Raw genomic sequence first — 19506 nt, 5'->3', positions numbered from 1 at the left:
CCGCGACCCCGGCCGGGGGGCGGGGCCCCCACCCGCCGTCCGCCCCCCCGCCCCCGTCCGTGCCGTGCCGTCGTGGCGTCAGTCCGTGCCGAACTCCATGGCGGCGCTGTCGAGCAGCTCGTCGCCGTCGGGGCTCGCCCCGCCGGAGGCGATGGCCTCGGCGCCGCCCTCGGTGAGGGCGCCGATGAGGCTGGTGGCCCCGGCCTCGACCGCCGCGGTCTGCGGGCCGCCGACCATGCCGAGTCCGGCGTACAGCTCCAGCTTGGTGCGGGAGTCGGCGATGTCGAGGTTGCGCATGGTGAGCTGGCCGATGCGGTCCACCGGACCGAACGCCGCGTCCTCGGTGCGCTCCATGGAGAGCTTGTCCGGGTGGTAGCTGAACGTGGGGCCGGAGGTGTCGAGGACCGAGTAGTCCTCGCCGCGCCGCAGCCGCAGCGTGACCTCGCCGGTGACGGCCTGGCCGACCCAGCGCTGGAGCGACTCGCGGATCATCAGCGCCTGCGGGTCCAGCCAGCGGCCCTCGTACATCAGCCGGCCCAGGCGCCGGCCCTCGTTGTGGTACTGGGCGAGGGTGTCCTCGTTGTGGATCGCGTTGACCAGGCGCTCGTACGCGGCGTGCAGCAGCGCCATGCCGGGCGCCTCGTAGATGCCGCGGCTCTTGGCCTCGATGATCCGGTTCTCGATCTGGTCCGACATGCCGAGGCCGTGCCGGCCGCCGATGGCGTTGGCCTCCATCACCAGGTCGACGGCGGAGGCGAACTCCTTGCCGTTGATCGTGACCGGGCGGCCCTGCTCGAAGCCGATCGTGACGTCCTCGGTGGCGATCTCCACCTCGGGGTCCCAGAACCGCACGCCCATGATCGGCTGCACGGTCTCCAGGCTGGTGTCCAGGTGCTCCAGGGTCTTGGCCTCGTGGGTGGCGCCCCAGATGTTGGCGTCCGTGGAGTACGCCTTCTCCGTGGAGTCCCGGTAGGGCAGGTCGTGGGCGACCAGCCACTCCGACATCTCCTTGCGGCCGCCGAGCTCGGTCACGAAGTCCGCGTCGAGCCAGGGCTTGTAGATCCGCAGGTTCGGGTTGGCGAGCAGGCCGTAGCGGTAGAACCGCTCGATGTCGTTGCCCTTGAAGGTGGAGCCGTCACCCCAGATCTGGACGTCGTCCTCCATCATCGCCCGCACCAGCAGGGTGCCGGTGACGGCCCGGCCCAGCGGGGTGGTGTTGAAGTACGCCCGCCCGCCGGAGCGGATGTGGAACGCACCGCAGGTCAGTGCGGCCAGACCCTCCTCGACCAGCGCGGCGCGGCAGTCGACCAGGCGCGCGATCTCGGCACCGTAGGTCTTCGCGCGGCCGGGCACCGACGCGATGTCGGGCTCGTCGTACTGGCCGATGTCGGCGGTGTACGTGCAGGGCACGGCACCCTTGTCGCGCATCCAGGCGACCGCCACCGAGGTGTCGAGGCCACCGGAGAAGGCGATCCCGACGCGCGAGCCGACGGGGAGGGAGGTAAGCACTTTGGACATGACAGAAGTATGCACGACAACGCATGAACATGCAACGCCGGGTGCGGGCGGCACCGGGCGGCGGCCATCCCGCCCGCGGAGTGGACGAACCGGCTCCGAAGAGGAGGTGACCAGTAGCGTGAAGGCTTGATCTACATGGCACTCACACGTTTAACCTTGCACGACAACGGGCCATCGCTCTGGGGGTAGTTGGCGCATGGAAGGCACCATCGACGGGTTCCGCTACGGAGCGGTGACCCCTGCGGCGGCCTATGTGATGGCCTGCCTGGGCGGAGCCCTGGGGCTGCGCTGCATCGTGCGGACCCTGATCAACCCGCAGTCCTGGCGGACCGGCTGGCTGGCGCTCGGCGCCACCTCGATCGGCTGCGGCATCTGGACCATGCACTTCATCGCCATGACCGGCTTCCAGGTCGAGGAGACCCGGATCCGCTACAGCGTCCCGCTGACGGTGCTGAGCCTGGTCGTGGCGATCGCCGTCGTCGGCGTCGGCGTCTTCATCGTCGGCCACCGGGGCGCCGGCGCCGCCTCGCTGACCGTAGCCGGAGTGACCACCGGGCTCGGCGTGGCGGCGATGCACTACCTCGGCATGGCAGCCATGGAGCTCAACGGGGACATCCGCTACGACCCCGCCACCGTCGGCGTCTCGCTGGCGATCGCCGTGGCGGCCGCGAGCGCGGCGCTGTGGGCGGCGGTGTCGGTGCGGGGCTTCCTGGCGAGCCTCGGGGCGAGCCTGGTGATGGGGGTGGCCGTGTCGGGGATGCACTACACCGGCATGGCGGCCGTGAACGTCCATCTGCACGACACGGTCATGGACTCCTGGTCCGGCGACTCGCCCACTTCCCTGCTGCTGCCGATGCTGCTGGGGCCGTGCGTGTTCCTGCTGCTGGCGGGCGTGGTGGTGATGTTCGACCCGCTGCTGGTGATGGGCGAGGACGAGGGCCCAAAGGCGGACCCGGGCACCCGCGAGGCGGCGCGGACCGCCCCCGCCGCGTTCGAGCCGCAGGACAACGGCGGCCGGCGCACCGGCGGTTGGTGAAACGTCTCTGCGGTGACCCCCGACGGCCCCTGGCGGGCGCCGTCAACAACGGTCCGCCGCAAGCGTGTTCGTAGATCGTTGTTACGGTTCACCGGTGCCCGACTCTTCACGCGACACCCCCGAAGGAGCCGGCTGGGGCACCGCGGAACGCGGTGCCTACCGGCGGCTGATGCCCACCGAGGTCCAGAAGATCTCCTGGCTGGACCCACGGATGCTGTGGGCGGCCCGCAACGGAGTGCTGGCCTCCTGGTTCGGCGACCCCACCGGCCGCACCCGGGGCCGGTGGGTGGCCCAGCGGGCCGCCGCGGGCGCGCCCGCGGACAAGGTGATCAGGAGGGACGACCCCGACCGCTTCTCGTTCCTCGTCATCGGCGACACCGGCGAGGGCGACGAACCCCAGTACGCCGTCGTGCCCGGGTTGTTGAAGGCGGGCGCCGACACCAGCTTCGCGGTGCTCGCCAGCGACGTCATCTATCCGGTGGGCGGCGCGGACGACTACGGCCCGAAGTTCTTCCGCCCCTACCGGGACTACCGGGCGCCGATCTACGCGATACCCGGCAACCACGACTGGTACGAGGACCTCGGCGCCTTCATGCGCGTCTTCTGCGGCGACGCCCCGCCCCTGGCGCCCGAGCCGAAGCCGCGCCCGCTGACCGGGCCCTGGCTGCGCGGCCTGCTCTGGCACCGGCCGCGCGACACCGACGGACTCCGTCTGGACGAGGCCCGGAAGTACCGTTCCGACCCGGCCCAGGCGGCACTCCAGCCCGGCCCGTACTGGGCCGTCGACGCCGGCCCGGTGCGCGTCGTCGGCATCGACACCGGGCTGCTCGGCCGCCTCGACGCCGAACAGGGCGCCTGGCTGCGCGAGGTCTCCCGGGACCCCCGCCCGAAGATCCTGATCACCGGCTCGCCCCTGTACGTGGACGGCGCCCACCACCCCTGCGAGATCGAGGGCGGCGGCACCGTCGACGACATCGTCCGCGACCCGGCGCACCGCTATGTGGCGGCGATCGGCGGCGACATCCACAACTACCAGCGCTATCCGGTGCGGGTGGGCGACCGGACGATCCAGTACGTGGTCGCGGGCGGCGGCGGTGCCTTCATGCACGCCACCCACACCATCGGCCGGGTCGACGTGGCGGGCGTGACCGAGCGGGACTTCCGCTGCTACCCGCTGCGCGGTGACTCGCTGGCCTTCTACAGCACGCTCTACGGCCGCCGGACGCGGCTGCGCCGCTTCTTCACGCTCACCGAGGCCGAGGCGGCGGCGGTGGTCGCCGAGCGCCTGGGCATCCCGCTGACCAGGGCGCAGCGCTCCGAGGTCCGCATCACCCGCCGTACCCGTGTGGTGGCGAGCCTGCTGGGCGCCGGGCGCCGCCCCGACCGCACCGCCCGCCTCCGCCTGCCGGTGCGCAAGATCTACACGTCCCTGTTCTCCCCGGGCTCGGCCACCTACAGCCCGCCGTTCTTCAAGTGCTTCCTGCGCCTGGACGTCTCCCCGGAGTCGGTCCGGCTGCGCTGCTACGCGGCCACCGGCAACCGCGCCCAGGAGGCCGACCCGCCGGTGGAGGACGAGGTGACGATCCCGCTGCCGGAGGCCGGCTGATCCGGGCGCCGGGTCAGCGTTCGGCCCGGTCGAACTCCTCGTCCAGTGCCAGGGCGGAGGTGATGAGGGCGAGGTGGGTGAACGCCTGGGGGAAGTTGCCCAGTTGCTGGCCGGTGGGGCCGATCTCCTCCGCGAAGAGGCCGACGTGGTTGGCGTAGGTGAGCATCTTGTCGAAGGCGTAGCGGGCCTGGTGGAGGCGGCCGGCGCGGGCGAGGGCGTCGACGTGGAGGAAGCTGCACAGGGAGAAGGTGCCCTCGCTGCCGCGCAGGCCGTCCGGTGAGGCGTCGGGGTCGTAGCGGTAGACCAGGCTGTCGGCGACCAGGTCGGTGTCGATGGCGTCCAGCGTGGACTGCCAGCGCCGGTCCCCCGGCATGATGAAGCCGACCGCCGGCATGAGCAGCAGCGAGGCGTCCAGGACGTCGCTGTCGTAGTGCTGGACGAACGCCCGGCGCCGTTCGCTCCAGCCGCGCTCCATGATCTGCCGGAGGATGGTGTCGCGGGTGCGGGTCCAGGTGTCCAGGTCGGCCGGGCGGGCCAGCTCCCGGGCGACGCGGATGCCCCGGTCGAAGGCCGTCCAGCACATGACCCGGCTGTAGGTGAAGTCCTTGCGGCCCCCGCGGGTCTCCCAGATGCCCTCGTCGGGGCGGTCCCAGTGGTCGACGAGCCAGTCGAGCAGGGCGGCCAGGCCCAGCCAGCCGTCGTAGTGCAGGTACCGCGCGAGGTCGTCGACGCGGGTGAGGGCGTGGACGGCCTCGCCGTAGATGTCGAGCTGGAGCTGGTCGGCGGCGCCGTTGCCGATCCGGACGGGTGCCGAGCCCCGGTAGCCCTCCAGGTGGTCGAGGCTCTCCTCGGCGAGGTGGGGGTCGCCGTCGATCCGGTACATGATCTGCAGGGGCTCGCCCGTCACCGTGCGGCGGTCCATGAGCCGGGCGGCGATCCAGCGGCGGAAGTCGTGGGCCTCCTCGACGAAGCCGAGGCCGAGCAGGGCGTTGAGGGACAGCGACGCGTCCCGCACCCAGGTGTAGCGGTAGTCCCAGTTGCGTTCGCCGCCGAGCTGCTCGGGCAGGCCGGCCGTGGCGGCGGCGACGGGGGCGCCGGTGGGCGCGTAGGTGAGCAGCTTCAGGGTGATCGCGGACCGGTTGACCGTCTCCGTCCAGCGGCCCGCGTAGGTGCTGCGGCGGATCCAGTGGTGCCAGAAGGCGACGGTCCCCTCGAAGTCGGCGCGCAGGGAGTCTGCCGTCGGCTGCGTCGGACGGTCCCCGCCGGTCGCACGGACCGTCAGCAGGGTGGCCGCCCGCTCCCCGTGCCGCAGTTCCACCACGGCCCGTACGTCGTCGCCGTCCCGTTCCAGCCGTACCGGGCCCGCGGGCTGGAGGTGGAGGTCGAGACCCGGGCCGGCGAAGTGCGCGGCGCCCTCGTGGAGGGTGAGCCGGTGCGGGGCGCGGGCGTAGTCGAAGCGGGGGCGACAGGACAGGGAGAAGCGGACCCGGCCGCGGGTCACGCGCATCACCCGGACCAGGCGGTGCCGGTCGGTCGCCGTCCGCGGGCGGTCCACCGGCATGAAGTCGACGACCTCGCCGACCCCGTCGGGGGTGAGGAAGCGGGTGATCAGGACGGCGGTGTCCGCCAGGTACAGCTGGCGGGTGGTGACGTCCGGACCGTCCACGGTGATCGCGAAGTGGCCGCCGCGGTCGTGGTCGAGCAGGGCGGCGAAGAGGCTGGGCGAGTCGAAGCGGGGCGCGCAGAACCAGTCGATGACGCCTTCGGAGGAGACGAGGGCCGCGGTCTGGAGGTCGCCGACCATTCCGTGGTCCTCGATGGGCGGGTAGCGCCGCATGGCGATCGGTTCCTTCCGTGCCGGGCCCGGCGGGGCCCCGCGGCCCGGGCGGGTTCAGCGCCGCCGTGGCTCGGGGTGGTAGACGGCCAGGGCCCGGATCACGAACGCGGCGATCCCGAGCATGACGATCGACCAGAGCGGCTGGTACGGCAGGAACAGGAACTGGGTCACCATGCTCAGCGCCGCCAGGACGATGCCGGCCGCGCGCGCCCACTGCGCCCCGGAGAGGATGCCCCAGCCGGTGAACAGCGCGATCAGACCGACGATCAGCAGGATCCAGCCCCAGCCGGTGAGATTGATTCTGTAGACGTAGTCGTCGACGCGGGCGTAGACGTCGTCCTCGGCGATCGCCGCGATGCCCTGGAAGACGCCCAGGACGCCGTTGAGGAGCATCAGCACCCCGGCGAAGGTGGTCCCGCCGGAGACCCAGGGGCTGTTGCCGCTCGGGGCGGATCGGTAGCCGCCCGAAGGGGCCTGCGCGGTCATCCTCACGCTCCGTTTCTGGTGGGGCGGGGGCCGCCGCCACCGGCCGGACTGTTTCGACCATCCGTGCCGGGTCGGGGCCGGGCCACAGGGACTGGGCCGTTCGGGTGGTGCGCCCGTCCCGGGATTCAGGGGGTGACGACGGCGAAGTCGGGGTCCGGTTCGTCGAGGTGGCCGAGCAGTTCGGCGAGCCTGCCGAGGTCTCCGGTGACCTCGACGCCGTGCCGGGCCGCCAGGTCGGCGGGGGCGAGGACGCCGAGCAGGACTCCGCGCAGCTCCGCCTCGCCGAGGGCGATCTCGACGTCCGGTTCGGCCGCCGCCGGGCCGGTGCCGGTGACGTGGGTGAGGACGCCGTTGCGCAGGCGCACCGTGATGACCTCGCCGTCCGTCACCCGCCAGCGCACGGTGATGTCCGCGTCCCAGCTGCCGGGGCCGTCGATCCGGATGGCCGCGGCGTCGAGGAGCTGCTCCAGTGTCAGCGCCGCCAGCAGATCCGGGGAGTTGGTGGCGGTGGGGGTGCCGACCGGGCCGTGGCGCAGTTCGTGGGCGCCGGTGAGGTAGAAGTTGCGCCAGGTGCCGTTCTCGCTGCCGTAGCCGAGCTGTTCGAGGGCGTCGGCCTGGAGGGCTCGGGCCTCGGTGTTGGCGGGGTCGGCGAAGACGACGTGGTGGACGACCTGGGCGACCCAGCGGAAGTCCCCCTCGGCGTAGGACTGCCGGGCCCGGCGCAGCACTTCGGCGGCGCCGCCCATGAAGTCGACGTACCGCCGGGCGGACTCGGCCGGCGGGTGCTCCCACAGATGGGCCGGGTTGCCGTCGAACCAGCCGAGGTAACGCTGGTAGACGGCCTTGGTGTTGTGGCTGACGGAGCCGTAGTAGCCGTGGGTGTGCCAGGCCCGTTCCAGGGCCGGGGGCAGCTCCATCCGCTCGGCGATCTCCAGTGCGGTCAGACCCTGGTTGAGCATGCGCAGGGTCTGGTCGTGGAGGTAGGCGTACAGATCGCGCTGCTCGGAGAGGAAGGCGATGATCCGGTCGCGGCCCCGGACGGGCCAGTGGTGGGAGGCGAAGGCGACGTCGCTGGTGTCGGCGAACAGGTCGACCGCCTCGGTGAGGTAGCGGGCCCACACCCGCGGGTCGCGGACCTGGGCGCCTCGCAGGGTGAGCAGATTGTGCAGGTTGTGGGTGGCGTTCTCGGCCATGCACAGCGCCGCCCGGTCGGGGAGGTGGAGGTTCAGCTCGGCGGGCGCCTCGGTGCCCGGGGTGAGCTGGAAGACCATGCGGACGCCGTCCACCGTCTCCGTCTGGCCGGTGCGCGTGATGTGCACGTTCGGCGGGATCAGGCCGACCGTGCCGGTGGCGGTGGTCTGTCCGAGGCCGGCGCCGATCTGCCCGCGCTCCCCCTTGGCCAACGCGGCGCCGTACATGTAGGCGGCCCGGCGGGCCATGGCCGTACCGGCGTAGACGTTCTCGCTGACGGCGTGCTCCAGGAAGCCCTCCGGGGCGAGGACCGGCACGCCCCGCGCGATGTCCTCGTCGCTGAGCACTCCGCGCACGCCGCCGAAGTGGTCGACGTGGCTGTGGGTGTACAGCACGCCCGTGACGGAACGGCCACCGCGGTGGGCGCGGTACAGGGCGATCGCGGCGGCGGCGGTCTCGGCGCAGAGCAGCGGGTCGATGACGAAGACCCCGCGCTCGCCCTCGACGAGGGTCATGTTCGACAGGTCGAAGCCGCGTACCTGGTAGACGCCCTGAGTCACCTCGAACAGGCCGTGGTCGGCGCAGAGTCCGCCCTGCCGCCAGAGGCTGGGGTTGGCCGTGTCCGGGCACTCCCCCTTCAGAAAGCCGTAGGCGTCGAGGTCCCAGACCGTGCGGCCCTCCTCGTCACGGACGAGGGGCTCGGCCGCGGTCCCGAGGAACCCGTGGCGCGCGTCCTCGAAGTCGCGGTCGTCGTCGAAGGGGAACCGCCGCAGGACCTCCTGGTTGGCCCGTGCGATCGCCGGCTCCGCGGGCCCGGCCCCGGTGTCCTGTGTCATCTCGCTCTCCTTCGCCGACGCCAGTGCGGTCGCGCGTGTGCCGCGCGGTCCGTGGTCACCCTCACCCGGGGCGGCGGGCGCCACGACCGGTGGAGGCCGTACGGGGCACGGCGCCCGGTGCCCGCTCCGGCTCGCCGCCGCCCCGGGCGTGGCGGAGACTCGACCTCTACGGGCGGAGCGGGAGGTGGCATGGCGTGGACGACTCGGATCCAGCGCCTGCGCGCCCGTACCGAAGAGCGTTTTCCCGTGGTGACGGAGGTGACGAGCCGGCTAGTGGGCGCGAACCTGCTGGACTCCGCGACCCGGCTCGCCGCGCAGGCGTTCCTGGCGGCGGTGCCGCTGCTGTTCGCGGTCGCCGCGTTCGCCCCGGCGAGCGTGCGCGACCAGCTGCGCGACTCCCTGCGGGCCGTCTTCGGTCTGAGCGGCAGGTCGGACGCGGAGCTGCGGCAGGTGCTGGACCACTCCGGCGAAGAGGAGCTGCGGGAGACCACCGGCGCCGTCGGTGTGGTGGTGGCGCTGGTGTCGGCGACGAGTTTCAGCCGGGTCATGGCCCGGGTCTGTGAGCGTGCGTGGCTGCTGCCGCGGGCGGGGACCCGGATCGCCGCCTGGCGCTGGGTGGTGTGGCTGCTGGTCATGGTGGGGGTCGTCATCCTCCAGGACCCCATCCGCAGCGGCTTCGGTGCCGGGCTGTGGCTGGGCACGGTGGTCCTGTTCCTGGTCAGCACGGGTGTGTGGCTGTGGACGCAGCATCTGCTGCTGGCCGGCCGGATCCCCTGGCTGCCGCTGCTGCCGGGCGCGCTGCTCGCGGCGGGCAGCTCCACGGTGCTGGCGCTGACGGCCCGGCTGTACGTGCCGAACGCGCTCGACCGGGCGCTGGCGGAGTACGGCTCGCTCGGCCTGGTCCTGACCGTGCTGTCGTGGCTGATCGTGGTGTGCGTCGCCGTCACCTGCTCGGTGATCGTGGGCGCCGTGCTGGCGGAGGAGTGGCCCGGGCTGCCGCGCGGTCCCGAGGAGTAGCGCCCGGGGTCCGTGCCCGGCCGGGGTTCGACGCACCGGCGGCCCTTGGGGCCCTTCCTGTGTTCTACTCCCAGAACACGACGATGGCGACGACGGAGACCCCCATGGGCGTGCTGCACGGCTACTTCCTGGCGAGCGACCACACCACGGCGGTGGACGCCGCCATCGGCCCGTACGGCGGCCTGCTCCCACCGGCGGGCGCCGACCGGCCGAGCACGCCGGGCCCGGCCCCGGACGTCGCGCTGGCCGTCCTGGTGGTCTACGCGGAGGGCGCGCCCTCCGCCGTTCAGCCGGACGGGCCGGAGCTGGTGTGGCCCGCGCCCCGCGACCTCGGGCGGGAGCCGGGGCCCGCCGACGGGGCCTGGGACACCGGGCTGGTCCTCCAGCGGCTCCCGGACCGGTGGCGGGACGTCCTGGCCGCCCTGCCGGAGGACGCCGTGCCCCTGGTGGCGGCCCGGTGGCACGAGAGCGACGAGGTGGACCACCCGGACTACGCCGTCACCCTGGACACCGTCGAGGCGCTGTCCCGCCTGGCCCGCCGGGCCCGCTCGGCGGGCGGTCACCTGTACTGCCGCAGCAGTACCTCGGCGCGCGCCGTCTGAGCCCGACGGGCCGGGTGCGTCGTCACCAGCGGCCCGGCTCGCTGCCCGTCAGGGGCCGCGACGGCTCGCCGTCCACGCCGACGGGTACCTCCCCGGCCAGCATCACGCGGTGCATGGTCCGCGGGTGGTCGAGGTGGGCGTTGTCGGAGGGGGCGAGGTGGATCGTCGCGCGGTTGTCCCAGAAGGCCACGCTGCCCGGTTCCCAGCGGAAGCGCACCGTGTACTCGGGGCGGACCGCCTGGTCCAGGAGGAGGTCCAGCAGGGCCTGGCTCTCGGCACGGGAGAGATCGGTGATCCGCTCCACGTAATAGCCGTTGACGTACAGGATCCGTTCGCCCGTCTCCGGGTGGACGCGCACCAGTGGGTGCACCGTCGCCACCTGGTGGTCCAGCAGGTGCCGTACGTACGCGTCGTCCCCGGGGCGGGCCTGGTAGCCGACGCCCAGGCGGTGCTCGGCGCGCAGGCCGGCCACGAACTCCCGCAGCGGGGCGGAGAGTCCGGCGTGGGCCGCCGCCAGGTTCGACCAGGTCGTGTCACCGCCGTACGGCGGAACCGTCTCCGCGCGCAGGATCGTCGCGGCGGGCGGGTCGACGCGGGCGCCGTGGTCGCAGTGCCAGCCGCGCAGCAGGGTGTGCCGGCGCCGGCGCAGCCACTCGTCGTGGTCCATGCCGAACCGGCCGCCGAGTTCGAGGCGGTCGGCCGTGGTCTCCACCTCGGGGAAGCCGTCCGGTGACGCCTTGCCCCGGCGCGGCAGCACGACGGGTTCCCCGAAGCGGCGGGCGAAGGCGACATGGCCCGCGTGGTCCAGGCGCTGCCCGCGGAAGAACACCACCTTCCAGCGCAGTACGGCCGCCCTGATCGCGGCGACCACGGTGTCGTCGAGGTCGGCGGCCAGGTCCACGCCGGTGATCTCCGCGCCGATGTGCCCGGCCGCCGGTCTGACCTCGATCCCCGCGGTCGGTTCCGTCCCCGGTGCCCCGGCCCTGTCCGTCGTCATGTGCGCTCCGTCGTCGGTCCTCGGCCCCGGCTCGGCTCCACCGGCCCGTCAAGATCGTCTCAGGGAACGGCGGTTGTGGCGAGGGCGCCCGGCCCGCGCCCCGACTCGGCGGATTGCAGGGGTGCTTGTGGAACTCCCCCTGGCACGGGGCCCTGTCGCGTCGCCGGTGGTGCGGATCATCGGGTTCCGGCCCGAACGGGCGCTGGGCGGGCCTATGTTCACGGCGCAAGGTCGACGCTGTCCGCTCTCGGCCGGGAGGCCCTCGTATGCGATTCGCGCTCCGCTCCACCGTCACCGCCGCGCCGGCCGCCGCCACCTTCCTGGCGGGCGGCGCGGGCACCGCGCTGGCGACCCCGCCCGGACCGGGGGGTGAGCGGCAGGGTCGTCGCGCAGACCACGGTCGGGGGGACCGACTACATCCTGCGCGAGATCACCCTCCCGGCCGGCCAGGCCACCGGCTGGCACTACCACGACGGCCCCCTGTACGCGGTGGTGCGCCAGGGCGCGCTGAGCCACCACGACTCCACCTGCGCCTCCGACGGCGTCCATCCGACGGGCAGCGTGATCGAGGAACCGGCCGGCCCCAGCCATGTGCACATAGGACGCAACCTCGGTGACACGCCCGTGGTCCTGGAGGTGCTGTACGTGCTGCCGCACGGAGCGCCGTTCTCGCGGGACGCGCCGAACCCGGGCTGCGCCTTCGAGTGAGCGGCCCGGACCTCGGGCGCGGCGGGGCGGGGTCCGCCGGCCGCGCCCGGCCGGGGCTCAGCCCTTGAGGGCGCGCAGCGCGGCGAGCGCGCGGTCGGCGTGGGCGTTCATGCGCAGCTCGCTGCGTACGACCTCCAGCACCTTGCGGTCCTGCCCGATGACGAAGGTGGTCCGCTTGGTCGGGGCCAGCGACAGTCCGCGCTTGACGCCGAACCGCTCCCGGACGGTGCCGTCGACGTCGGAGAGCAGCGGCATGCCGAGCGTGTGCCGTCCGGCGAACTCCTGCTGGCGCTCCACGGTGTCGCCGCTGATGCCGACGGGCCGGGCGCCCTCGGCGGCGAACTCGGCGGCCAGATCGCGGAAGTGGCAGGCCTGCGCGGTGCAGCCGGCGGTGAGGGCGGCGGGGTAGAAGAAGACCACCACCGGCCCTTCGGCGAGCAGTTCGGACAGCTTGCGGGTGGTGCCGGTCTCGTCGGGGAGGCCGAAGTCCTCGACCGTGTCCCCGATCTCCACTCGTGCGCTCACTTCTGTCCTTCCGTGGTCCGGGCGGTGCGTCGTCTGCCGCGGGATGTTACCGGAGGGTAGAGCGGAGGGATCCGGTCAGGTCCGGGCGGGCCGGTGCTCGGGCTCCTCCTCGGCGGCGTAGAGGAGGAAGTCGTCGACCATCCGGTGGAAGAGCGTGGCGAGCTGCCCCAGCTCCTCCGGTTCCCAGCCGGCCAGGGCCAGTTGCATGCCCCGGACGCCGGCCGCGCGTACGTCGGCGACGGCGCGCCGGCCGGACTCGGTGAGTTCGATGCGCTGGGCGCGGCGGTCGGCGGGGTCGGGGACCCGGGAGAGGTGTCCGGACCGCTCCAGCTGCTGGACGGTGCGGGTGACGTGCGACGCCTCCACCCCGAGGCGGTGGGCCAGCTCCCCCGGGCGCAGCGGCTCGGACTCGGCGACCTGCCGCAGCAGCGCGACGGCGGCACGGTCCAGCGGGACGCCGGCGGCGGCCATCAGGCGCTCGTGCTGACGGGCACGCGTGCTCAGGTAGGTGATCCGGGTCAGCGCGCGCTCGATCTCGGCCACTTCGGGGGAGGCCGGGGCGTCGGGGGACGGAATGGACATGCCTCGACTTTACCATCTCGTTGCCTAACGCAATCAGTTCACCCCCGGCACGGACCCGCCCGTCACGGACGCCCCCGTCACGGACGAGGCGGGCCCGCTCAGGCCCGTTGGCCCGACCGACCGGGGCCCGCCACACGCCGACGAGGGCGTCGACCAGGCCCCTGGCGGCGTCGGCCCGGTCGGCGCGCGGGGTGGCGGCGCGCTCGGCGAAGGCGCGCTCCGACTGGGCGGACGATCGGATGGCGGGCCATGCCGCCGCGCGCTCCGCCCGGACGCCCTCGGGCGGATCGGGCAGCCAGGGGCCCAGCACCTCCACGGACGTCACACGCCGACGCGGAGCCGCTCCGCCGCCGTCAGGACCAGCTCCCGGGTCGCGCCGGCCTGCCCTGCCAGGACAGCCGCGCCTCCCCCGCCCGTACGGGGACCGCTCCGTCCACGCCGGCCGGCCCCCTCATGACAGCTGCTCCAGGGGACGCGAGCCCACGGGCGCAGCCCCCGCGGCCCGGCGGCCCGGCGGCCCGGCGGCCCGGCGGCCCGGCGGCCCGGCGGCCCGGCGGCCGTTCAGGCGAAACCCGAAGCCAGGGGGCGTGCCGGAGGCCCGGCGTGTCGACATCTGACCCGTGAGCCTGCCGCTGATCCTCCCGATGCTCGCGACAGCGGGCACCCTCCCGCCCACCGGCCAGGACGCCCGCTGGGCGTACGAGACCAAGCAGGACGGGCAGCGGGTGGTGGCCTACGCCGCCGGGGACGGCGGTCTTGTCCTGCGGGCCAGGTCCGGCGAGGAGGTCACCGCCGCCTACCCCGAACTGCGCGCCCTCGGCGACGCGCTGGTCGGCACGCCCGCGGTCCTGGACGGGGAGGTCCTGGCCCTCGACGCGCGAGGACGTGCCGACTTCCAGGCGCTCCAGTCCCGGATGGGCCTGGCCCACGCCCCGGAGCGGGCGGCACGGCTGGCCGCGCGGGCGCCGGTGCACCTGGTGCTGTTCGACGCGCTGCACCTCGCCGGCGAGTCCCTGGTCCCGCTCTCCTACGTGCGGCGCCGCGAGCGGCTGGAGGGCCTCGGCCTCGACGGGCCGTACTGGTCGACACCGGCGGCCCTCGTCGGTCGCGGCGAGCGGGCGCTGCGGGCCACGCGCGAGCAAGGCCTGGAGGGGCTGGTCTGCAAGCGGCTGGACTCGGTGTACGAGCCGGGGGTGCGCTCCCGGTCGTGGATCAAGATCCGCAACCTGCGCACCGAGGACGTGATCGTGGGCGGGTGGCTGCCCGGCAAGGGGCGGATCACCGGACTGCCGGGCGCCCTGCTGCTGGGCCAGCGGTCCGGGGGCCGGCTGCGGTACGTCGGCGGGGTGGGCAGCGGGTGGAGCGCGCGGGAGCAGGAGCAGCTCGGCGGGCTGCTGGGCGTCGCCGCGGCCGACGTGTGCCCCTTCGATCCGGTCCCCGCGGTGCCGGGCGCGCGCTGGGTCGTGCCGCGGATCGTCGGCGAGGTGCGGTACAGCACCCGCACCCGGGCCGGACTGCTGCGCCAGGCGTCCTGGCTGCGGCTGCGCCCTGATCTGACCCCGGAGGAGTCGGCGGCCCAACTCCCGTACGACATCGGCTGATTCGCCTTCCCGGTCGGTGGTCGGCCCGCGAAATCCCGACAAGATCCCACTGTTGGGACAGCCGTAACCGGAGGGACGCCCGCACCCTCTTGGCGCGGACATGAAAAGTCAGGGAAGCTGAACCTCCCTTTCCCCCACAGCCGTTGGGCTGCGCCCGCACATGAGGAGGACGCAGTGTCGTCACCGTCGTCGAAGATGCACCGCAGGAGATGGCTCACCGGGCTCGCCGGTGCCGCCGCGCTCGTCGTCGCCTTCCCCTCCGTCGCCCTCGCGGCCCCGCCGCAGGCCCTGCCCGCCAGTGCCGAGTCCGCCGAGTTCACCTACCAGCCGGCCTTCGACTACGACACGGACGGCTGCTACTCCACGCCCGCGATCGGCCCCGACGGGACCGTCAACGGCGGGCTCAAGCCGACCGGCGCGCTCAACGGCAGCTGCCGTGACGCCTCGGACCTCGACAACACCAACAGCTACTCGCGCTACAAGTGCAACAACGGCTGGTGCGCCTACCTCTACGGCCTGTACTTCGAGAAGGACCAGGCCCTGTCGGGCAGCAGCATCGGCGGTCACCGGCACGACTGGGAGCACGTCGTGATCTGGGTGCAGAGCGGCGCCGTCAAGTACGTCTCCACCTCCAACCACGGCTCGTTCACGGTGACGGGGGCGTCCTCCGTCCGCTTCGACGGCACCCACGCGAAGGTCGTCTACCACAAGGACGGCATCAGCACCCACTGCTTCCGGCTCGCGAACTCGAACGACGAGCCGCCGGAGAACCACAAGGGCACCTGGCAGTACCCGCCGCTGGTCGGCTGGAACGGCTACCCGGCGGGCGTGCGGGACAAGTTGGCCTCCTACGACTTCGGCAGCGCCCACTTCGGTCTCAAGGACGCCAGTTTCGGCAACCATCTCTCCTCCGCCAAGCCGTCGGGCATCACCTTCGACCCGTACGCGTGATCCCCCGGGTCTGTCGTCGCCTTCCGGTCCGCCCGGCGGCGACAGACCCTCGGCCCCGGGGCTCGGGACCGTCGCCGGGATGGCGCGACCGGCCGACCGGGCAGGTCCGCGGCGTGGCGGGCGATCGAGCCGAGCCAGCCCCTGCCGTCCCCCTGGCGGATACCGGCGGCCCGCCCCGCTCCCGGCCGACGCGAATCGAGCGGTACGGCACGAAGGGGGTGATCCGAAGGTCTATCGTGTCGGCATGTCCGTGCCCGAGCTGATCCGTATCGTCTCCCGCGACTCGCCGATGGCGCTCGCCCAAGTGGAGCGTGTCCGAGCCGAGTTGACGGCCCTGTACCCGGCGGTGCGCACCGAGGTCGTGCCGGTGCGGACGACCGGCGACAAGTGGCTGGGCGACCTGTCGCAGGTCGAGGGGAAGGGGGCGTTCACCAAGGAGGTGGACGCCGCTCTGCTGGCGGGCGAGGCCGATCTCGCCGTGCACTGCGTCAAGGACGTGCCCGCCGACCGGCCGCTGCCCGCGGGCACCGTCTTCGCCGCGTTCCTCAAGCGGGACGACATCCGCGACGCCCTGGTGCACCCGGGCGGCCTCACCCTCGACGAACTGCCCGACGGCACCCGGATCGGCACCTCCTCGGTGCGCCGGGTCGCCCAGCTCGCCGCCACCCACCCGCACCTTCAGTGCGTGCCGTTCCGCGGCAACGCCAACCGGCGGCTGGCGAAGCTGGCGGCCGGGGAGGCGGACGCGCTGCTGCTCGCGGTGTCCGGCCTGGAGCGGATCGACCGCCAGGACGTGATCACCGAGATCCTCTCCCCCGAGGCGATGATGCCGCCCATCGGCGCGGGCATCCTCGCCCTGCAGTGCCGGGAGGGCGACAGCGAGCTGATCGACGCGGTCAGCGCGCTCGGCGACCCGGACACCCACCGGGAGGCGACCGCGGAACGGATGTTCCTGCACGTCCTCCAGGGGCACTGCAACAGCCCGATCGCCGGGTACGCGCGGGTGGACCACAGCGGGGAGCTGTCGCTGCGGGCGTGCGTCTTCACCCCGGACGGCAAGACCCGGCTCAACACCCACGAGTGGGCGGGCCGACTGGATCCGGCCACGCTCGGCACCTCGGTCGCCGTGGCGCTGCTGCGTCAGGGCGCCCGCGAGATCATCGACGGCATCCCGCACTGACCTCGCCGGGTCAGGCGGTGCCCTCCTCGGCCTGGTCGCGCAGGAAGTTGCTCACCTGGTGGGCCAGGCACTCCCGCCCGGCCCCGGCCGGCGGCGGGCCCTCGTGCAGTCCGATGCCGCCCGCCCACAGCCGTCGGTCGGTCCACTCCTCGTCGACCCGCAGCTGGATCTGCACGTCGATCCGGTCCAGGCTCGCCTCCGGGCCGGCCGCGAACAGCACGGCGGTGGCCCGGCGCAGCGGATAGACGTCGAAGCCCTCGATGAACTGCGTGTTGCGCCAGTCCAGGAAGGCGCTCTCCCCGTCCGGCCCGATCCGCACGTCGATCTGGCCGTCCTCCAGGTGGATGCCGTAGTGCCGCTCACCGCGGTTCTCGACCGTCACCCGGACCGTGAAGTACTCCAGGCCCTCGGCCGCGTCGTCCCGCCCGCGCGGGGGCTCGGCCTGTTCCAGACGGTGGACGCGGACACGCAGACCGGCATGCTCGTCGTACTCCTGCCAGTCACCGACCACGTTCGGCTCGCACACACTGCACCTCTTCGACCTCAGAGAGCTGCTTCCTATCTGTGTGCTCAGCGCACTGTCAAATGAGCAGAATGCGCTGTGGCCAGCGCATTCACCCCCTTTGATCGCCGATCATGCGCTGCCCAGCGACTATCCCCCGCCGGGCCCCGCGAGCGGCCGCCGGAGCGTGCCGCACATCACGTCGGCCGCGTGATCGCCAAGGCGCCCTCACCCCGTGGGACCGGCCGGTTCCACCATGTGCATCATTTAGGCTGATATCGGGATAATTGTTTGAAAGAGGTGTGGCCGGGAATCCGGGTTGGAGTGCTTCGGACAGGAGGCACGTCCGTGAGAACCCGGTTCATGGGCTACGGACGGTCTCCGCTCTCTCGCAGGCCGCACCTCTCACGGTGACTGCCCCAGCCGCCCCCTGCTGAGGAAGGTGCGCCTCATGGCCACCACCTGCAGAACGAAGCAGCACCCGCACGACGACGCCCCCGACACCGCCGCTGCGTTCCGACGGCTCGCCCGGCTCCCCGAGGGGCCGCGGCGCAAGGCGCTGCGCGACACGCTGGTCCAGGCGTGGCTGCCCATGGCCGAGCGCATAGCGGTCCGCTTCAGGGGCCGCGGCGAAGCGCTGGAGGACCTCTACCAGGTCGCCGCACTGGGCCTGGTCAAGGCCGTCGACCACTACGACCCGGACCGCGGCTGCGCCTTCGAGGCGTACGCGGTGCCCACGGTCACCGGAGAGATCAAGCGGCACTTCCGCGATCACATGTGGACGCTGCATGTGCCCCGGCGGGTCCAGGACCTGCGCAACCGGGTGCGGCAGGCGACGAAGGAACTGACCCAGACGACCCCGGGCCGCGCCCCCACCGTCACCGAGGTCGCCGAGCTGACCGACCTCAGCGAGGCCGAGGTCCGCACCGGCATGGAGGCGCTGGACTGCTTCTCCGCCCTGTCCCTGGACGCGGAGCTGCCCGGCACCGACGGCTACGCCCTCGCCGACTCCCTCGGCGGTCCCGACCCGGGCTACGACATCGTCGTCGACCGGGTGGCCGTACGCCCCTGCCTGGAACGGCTCCCCGAGCGGGAGCGCACCATCCTCTACCTGCGGTTCTTCCGCGGCATGACCCAGAGCTGCATCGCCGAGCAGCTGGGCATCTCCCAGATGCACGTCTCGCGGCTGCTCAGCGGCTGCTTCGCCCAGCTGCGCGAGGAACTGGAGCCGCGGGCCCACTGAGCCGCCGACGCCTCCCGTTGGGCCGTTCGGCCGAACGGGAGGCGTCACTCGTGCGGCGGTATCCCCCCGCGCGGTGCCTGGAATCATCATTGTTTCGGCGTGACGGCCGGGGTACTCGGCAAGCGCCTTCAGGGGTACCGGCCGGACACTGGGAAGAGACACCGGTGGCCGCCGGACCGGCGAGACCAGGACGCGACAGCCATGAACCACGACACGAAGCTCCCCCGTACCAGGAGCATCGTCTCCACCCATTCCGTGTTCGGAGCACCCTGCTGGGTGAGCCTGACCAGCCGCGACCTGGAGGCCACCCAGGCGTTCTACACCGCGGTGCTCGGCTGGCGCTGGCGCACCGGAAAGCTCGGTGACCGCTTCCGGATCGCCCTGGCCGACGGGGTCCCGGTCGCCGGGATCGCCGCGGTGGCGTCCATGTGGCAGATGGCGGTCGCCTGGACCCCCTACTTCGCCGTGCCGAGCGCGGACCAGGCGGTGGCGCGGGTGCAGGAGCGCGGCGGCACGGCGGCCGTCGGCCCGATCTCCTTCCCGCCCGGACGCGCGGCCCTGCTCGCCGACCGCGACGGCGCGACCTTCGGCATCTGGGAGGGCGAGCTGGTCACCGACTGGGAGACCTGGCGCAGCTCCACCCCCGCCTTCATCCGCCTGCACACCCGCGACGCCTTCGACGCGGCGATCTTCTACGGCGAGGTCCTGGACTGGGCGACGGACCGCCCCGGCTGCTGCGAGGTGCACTACGAGGGCGGTGAGGTCGTGCTGCGCAGCGGCGGCGACGCGGTGGCCCGGATCGAGTCGGGCGCCCTCGGTGCCGCCCCCGACCCCGCCATCCGCCCGCACTGGCAGGTCCACTTCGCCGTCACCGACGTCTCCGCCTGCGCCCGCACCGCCGAGCAGCACGGCGGCAGCGTCCTGTCGAAGTCCGACGAGGAGGCCATACTGCGCGACCCCGACGGCGCCCAGTTCACGGTCACCTCACGCCGCGAGCCCTAGCGTCCGCCGTAAGTCACCTGCCTGGACGGGGGGCCGGGGGCTGGGGGCGGGGCCGACGGGGGGGGGTGGGGGGGGCACACGTGGGG

General features: G+C 73.1%; 17 protein-coding genes and 1 pseudogene. 10 read left to right on the top strand and 8 right to left on the bottom strand.

All coding sequences use genetic code 11. The annotated features are described in order from the left end of the window. Positions 1-78: 78 nt before the first annotated feature. Positions 79-1518 (bottom strand): argininosuccinate synthase, encoded by a 1440-nt coding sequence (gene argG, locus ABT296_RS36825; RefSeq protein WP_351934211.1) that lies wholly within the window; start codon positions 1516-1518, stop codon positions 79-81. 196 nt (positions 1519-1714) lie between these two features. Between argG and ABT296_RS36820 the strand changes: the two genes are divergently transcribed. Next, positions 1715-2554 carry an MHYT domain-containing protein gene (locus tag ABT296_RS36820; protein ID WP_351934209.1) on the top strand — a complete coding sequence of 280 codons (840 nt, stop codon included), beginning with the start codon at positions 1715-1717 and terminating at the stop codon, positions 2552-2554. A 94-nt stretch (positions 2555-2648) separates the two neighbouring features. Beyond that, positions 2649-4160 carry a metallophosphoesterase family protein gene (locus ABT296_RS36815; RefSeq protein ID WP_351934207.1) on the top strand — a complete coding sequence of 504 codons (1512 nt, stop codon included), beginning with the start codon at positions 2649-2651 and terminating at the stop codon, positions 4158-4160. Positions 4161-4173: 13 nt separating this feature from the next. Here ABT296_RS36815 and ABT296_RS36810 read toward each other — a convergent pair whose 3' ends face one another. The 3 genes from ABT296_RS36810 to ABT296_RS36800 form a co-directional block, all read right to left on the bottom strand. Then, positions 4174-6003 carry a glycoside hydrolase family 15 protein gene (locus ABT296_RS36810; protein WP_351934213.1) on the bottom strand — a complete coding sequence of 610 codons (1830 nt, stop codon included), beginning with the start codon at positions 6001-6003 and terminating at the stop codon, positions 4174-4176. 48 nt (positions 6004-6051) lie between these two features. After that, positions 6052-6483: a DUF7144 family membrane protein gene (locus ABT296_RS36805; protein WP_351934205.1), complete on the bottom strand. Its 432-nt coding sequence runs from the start codon at positions 6481-6483 to the stop codon at positions 6052-6054. A gap of 125 nt (positions 6484-6608) precedes the next feature. Beyond that, a complete protein-coding gene (locus tag ABT296_RS36800) occupies positions 6609-8510 on the bottom strand; it encodes an alkyl/aryl-sulfatase (RefSeq protein ID WP_351934203.1) in 1902 nt (633 codons plus the stop codon). A 189-nt stretch (positions 8511-8699) separates the two neighbouring features. Between ABT296_RS36800 and ABT296_RS36795 the strand changes: the two genes are divergently transcribed. Together ABT296_RS36795 and ABT296_RS36790 are read left to right on the top strand one after the other, a co-directional pair. Then, complete coding sequence (locus ABT296_RS36795) at positions 8700-9527, top strand: YhjD/YihY/BrkB family envelope integrity protein (RefSeq protein ID WP_351934201.1); 828 nt, start codon at positions 8700-8702, stop codon at positions 9525-9527. An 83-nt stretch (positions 9528-9610) separates the two neighbouring features. Further along, positions 9611-10129, top strand: coding sequence for a hypothetical protein (locus ABT296_RS36790; protein WP_351934199.1), 519 nt, complete (start codon positions 9611-9613; stop codon positions 10127-10129). Between the two features lie 22 nt (positions 10130-10151). Here ABT296_RS36790 and ABT296_RS36785 read toward each other — a convergent pair whose 3' ends face one another. Further along, a complete protein-coding gene (locus ABT296_RS36785; protein ID WP_351934197.1) occupies positions 10152-11126 on the bottom strand; it encodes a TauD/TfdA dioxygenase family protein in 975 nt (324 codons plus the stop codon). 266 nt (positions 11127-11392) lie between these two features. Here ABT296_RS36785 and ABT296_RS36780 point away from each other — a divergent pair. Continuing rightward, positions 11393-11834 (top strand): annotated as a pseudogene (locus tag ABT296_RS36780) (cupin domain-containing protein). A 57-nt stretch (positions 11835-11891) separates the two neighbouring features. Here the strand turns inward: ABT296_RS36780 and ABT296_RS36775 are convergent. Together ABT296_RS36775 and ABT296_RS36770 are read right to left on the bottom strand one after the other, a co-directional pair. Further along, positions 11892-12359, bottom strand: coding sequence for a peroxiredoxin (locus ABT296_RS36775; RefSeq protein ID WP_351934195.1), 468 nt, complete (start codon positions 12357-12359; stop codon positions 11892-11894). 75 nt (positions 12360-12434) lie between these two features. Next, positions 12435-12941, bottom strand: coding sequence for a MarR family winged helix-turn-helix transcriptional regulator (locus tag ABT296_RS36770; protein WP_351934194.1), 507 nt, complete (start codon positions 12939-12941; stop codon positions 12435-12437). 620 nt (positions 12942-13561) lie between these two features. On the opposite strand from ABT296_RS36770, the gene ABT296_RS36765 reads away from it, so the two are divergent. The 3 genes from ABT296_RS36765 (at position 13562) to hemC (ending at position 16673) form a co-directional block, all read left to right on the top strand. Then, positions 13562-14542: an ATP-dependent DNA ligase gene (locus tag ABT296_RS36765; protein WP_351934192.1), complete on the top strand. Its 981-nt coding sequence runs from the start codon at positions 13562-13564 to the stop codon at positions 14540-14542. Between the two features lie 195 nt (positions 14543-14737). Next, positions 14738-15493 carry an NPP1 family protein gene (locus ABT296_RS36760; protein ID WP_502977417.1) on the top strand — a complete coding sequence of 252 codons (756 nt, stop codon included), beginning with the start codon at positions 14738-14740 and terminating at the stop codon, positions 15491-15493. A gap of 244 nt (positions 15494-15737) precedes the next feature. Beyond that, positions 15738-16673 carry a hydroxymethylbilane synthase gene (hemC, locus tag ABT296_RS36755; RefSeq protein WP_351934188.1) on the top strand — a complete coding sequence of 312 codons (936 nt, stop codon included), beginning with the start codon at positions 15738-15740 and terminating at the stop codon, positions 16671-16673. 10 nt (positions 16674-16683) lie between these two features. On the opposite strand, the gene ABT296_RS36750 is transcribed toward hemC, so the two are convergent. After that, positions 16684-17199 carry a hypothetical protein gene (locus ABT296_RS36750; RefSeq protein ID WP_351934186.1) on the bottom strand — a complete coding sequence of 172 codons (516 nt, stop codon included), beginning with the start codon at positions 17197-17199 and terminating at the stop codon, positions 16684-16686. A gap of 427 nt (positions 17200-17626) precedes the next feature. Here ABT296_RS36750 and ABT296_RS36745 point away from each other — a divergent pair, with 427 nt between their 5' ends. Together ABT296_RS36745 and ABT296_RS36740 are read left to right on the top strand one after the other, a co-directional pair. Beyond that, a complete protein-coding gene (locus ABT296_RS36745) occupies positions 17627-18418 on the top strand; it encodes an RNA polymerase sigma factor SigF (protein WP_351934184.1) in 792 nt (263 codons plus the stop codon). Between the two features lie 201 nt (positions 18419-18619). Continuing rightward, positions 18620-19420: a VOC family protein gene (locus ABT296_RS36740; RefSeq protein ID WP_351934182.1), complete on the top strand. Its 801-nt coding sequence runs from the start codon at positions 18620-18622 to the stop codon at positions 19418-19420. The last annotated feature ends 86 nt before the right edge of the window (positions 19421-19506 follow it).

The sequence above is a fragment of the Streptomyces sp. NPDC000983 genome (assembly GCF_040299205.1).
In the GTDB taxonomy this organism is placed as follows: domain Bacteria; phylum Actinomycetota; class Actinomycetes; order Streptomycetales; family Streptomycetaceae; genus Streptomyces.
Note: the sequence above shows the minus strand (reverse complement) of the source record. Positions and strands in the feature narration are given on the sequence as shown.

What these genes read in the sequence shown, in the direction of transcription:
- argG (WP_351934211.1), bottom strand. Translation starts at nt 1,518, where the DNA reads ATGTCCAAAGTGCTTACCTCCCTCCCCGTCGGCTCGCGCGTCGGGATC.
- ABT296_RS36820 (WP_351934209.1), top strand. Translation starts at nt 1,715, where the DNA reads ATGGAAGGCACCATCGACGGGTTCCGCTACGGAGCGGTGACCCCTGCG.
- ABT296_RS36805 (WP_351934205.1), bottom strand. Translation starts at nt 6,483, where the DNA reads ATGACCGCGCAGGCCCCTTCGGGCGGCTACCGATCCGCCCCGAGCGGC.
- ABT296_RS36800 (WP_351934203.1), bottom strand. Translation starts at nt 8,510, where the DNA reads ATGACACAGGACACCGGGGCCGGGCCCGCGGAGCCGGCGATCGCACGG.
- ABT296_RS36795 (WP_351934201.1), top strand. Translation starts at nt 8,700, where the DNA reads ATGGCGTGGACGACTCGGATCCAGCGCCTGCGCGCCCGTACCGAAGAG.
- ABT296_RS36790 (WP_351934199.1), top strand. Translation starts at nt 9,611, where the DNA reads ATGGCGACGACGGAGACCCCCATGGGCGTGCTGCACGGCTACTTCCTG.
- ABT296_RS36785 (WP_351934197.1), bottom strand. Translation starts at nt 11,126, where the DNA reads ATGACGACGGACAGGGCCGGGGCACCGGGGACGGAACCGACCGCGGGG.
- ABT296_RS36770 (WP_351934194.1), bottom strand. Translation starts at nt 12,941, where the DNA reads ATGTCCATTCCGTCCCCCGACGCCCCGGCCTCCCCCGAAGTGGCCGAG.
- ABT296_RS36760 (WP_502977417.1), top strand. Translation starts at nt 14,738, where the DNA reads ATGCACCGCAGGAGATGGCTCACCGGGCTCGCCGGTGCCGCCGCGCTC.
- hemC (WP_351934188.1), top strand. Translation starts at nt 15,738, where the DNA reads ATGTCCGTGCCCGAGCTGATCCGTATCGTCTCCCGCGACTCGCCGATG.
- ABT296_RS36745 (WP_351934184.1), top strand. Translation starts at nt 17,627, where the DNA reads ATGGCCACCACCTGCAGAACGAAGCAGCACCCGCACGACGACGCCCCC.
- ABT296_RS36740 (WP_351934182.1), top strand. Translation starts at nt 18,620, where the DNA reads ATGAACCACGACACGAAGCTCCCCCGTACCAGGAGCATCGTCTCCACC.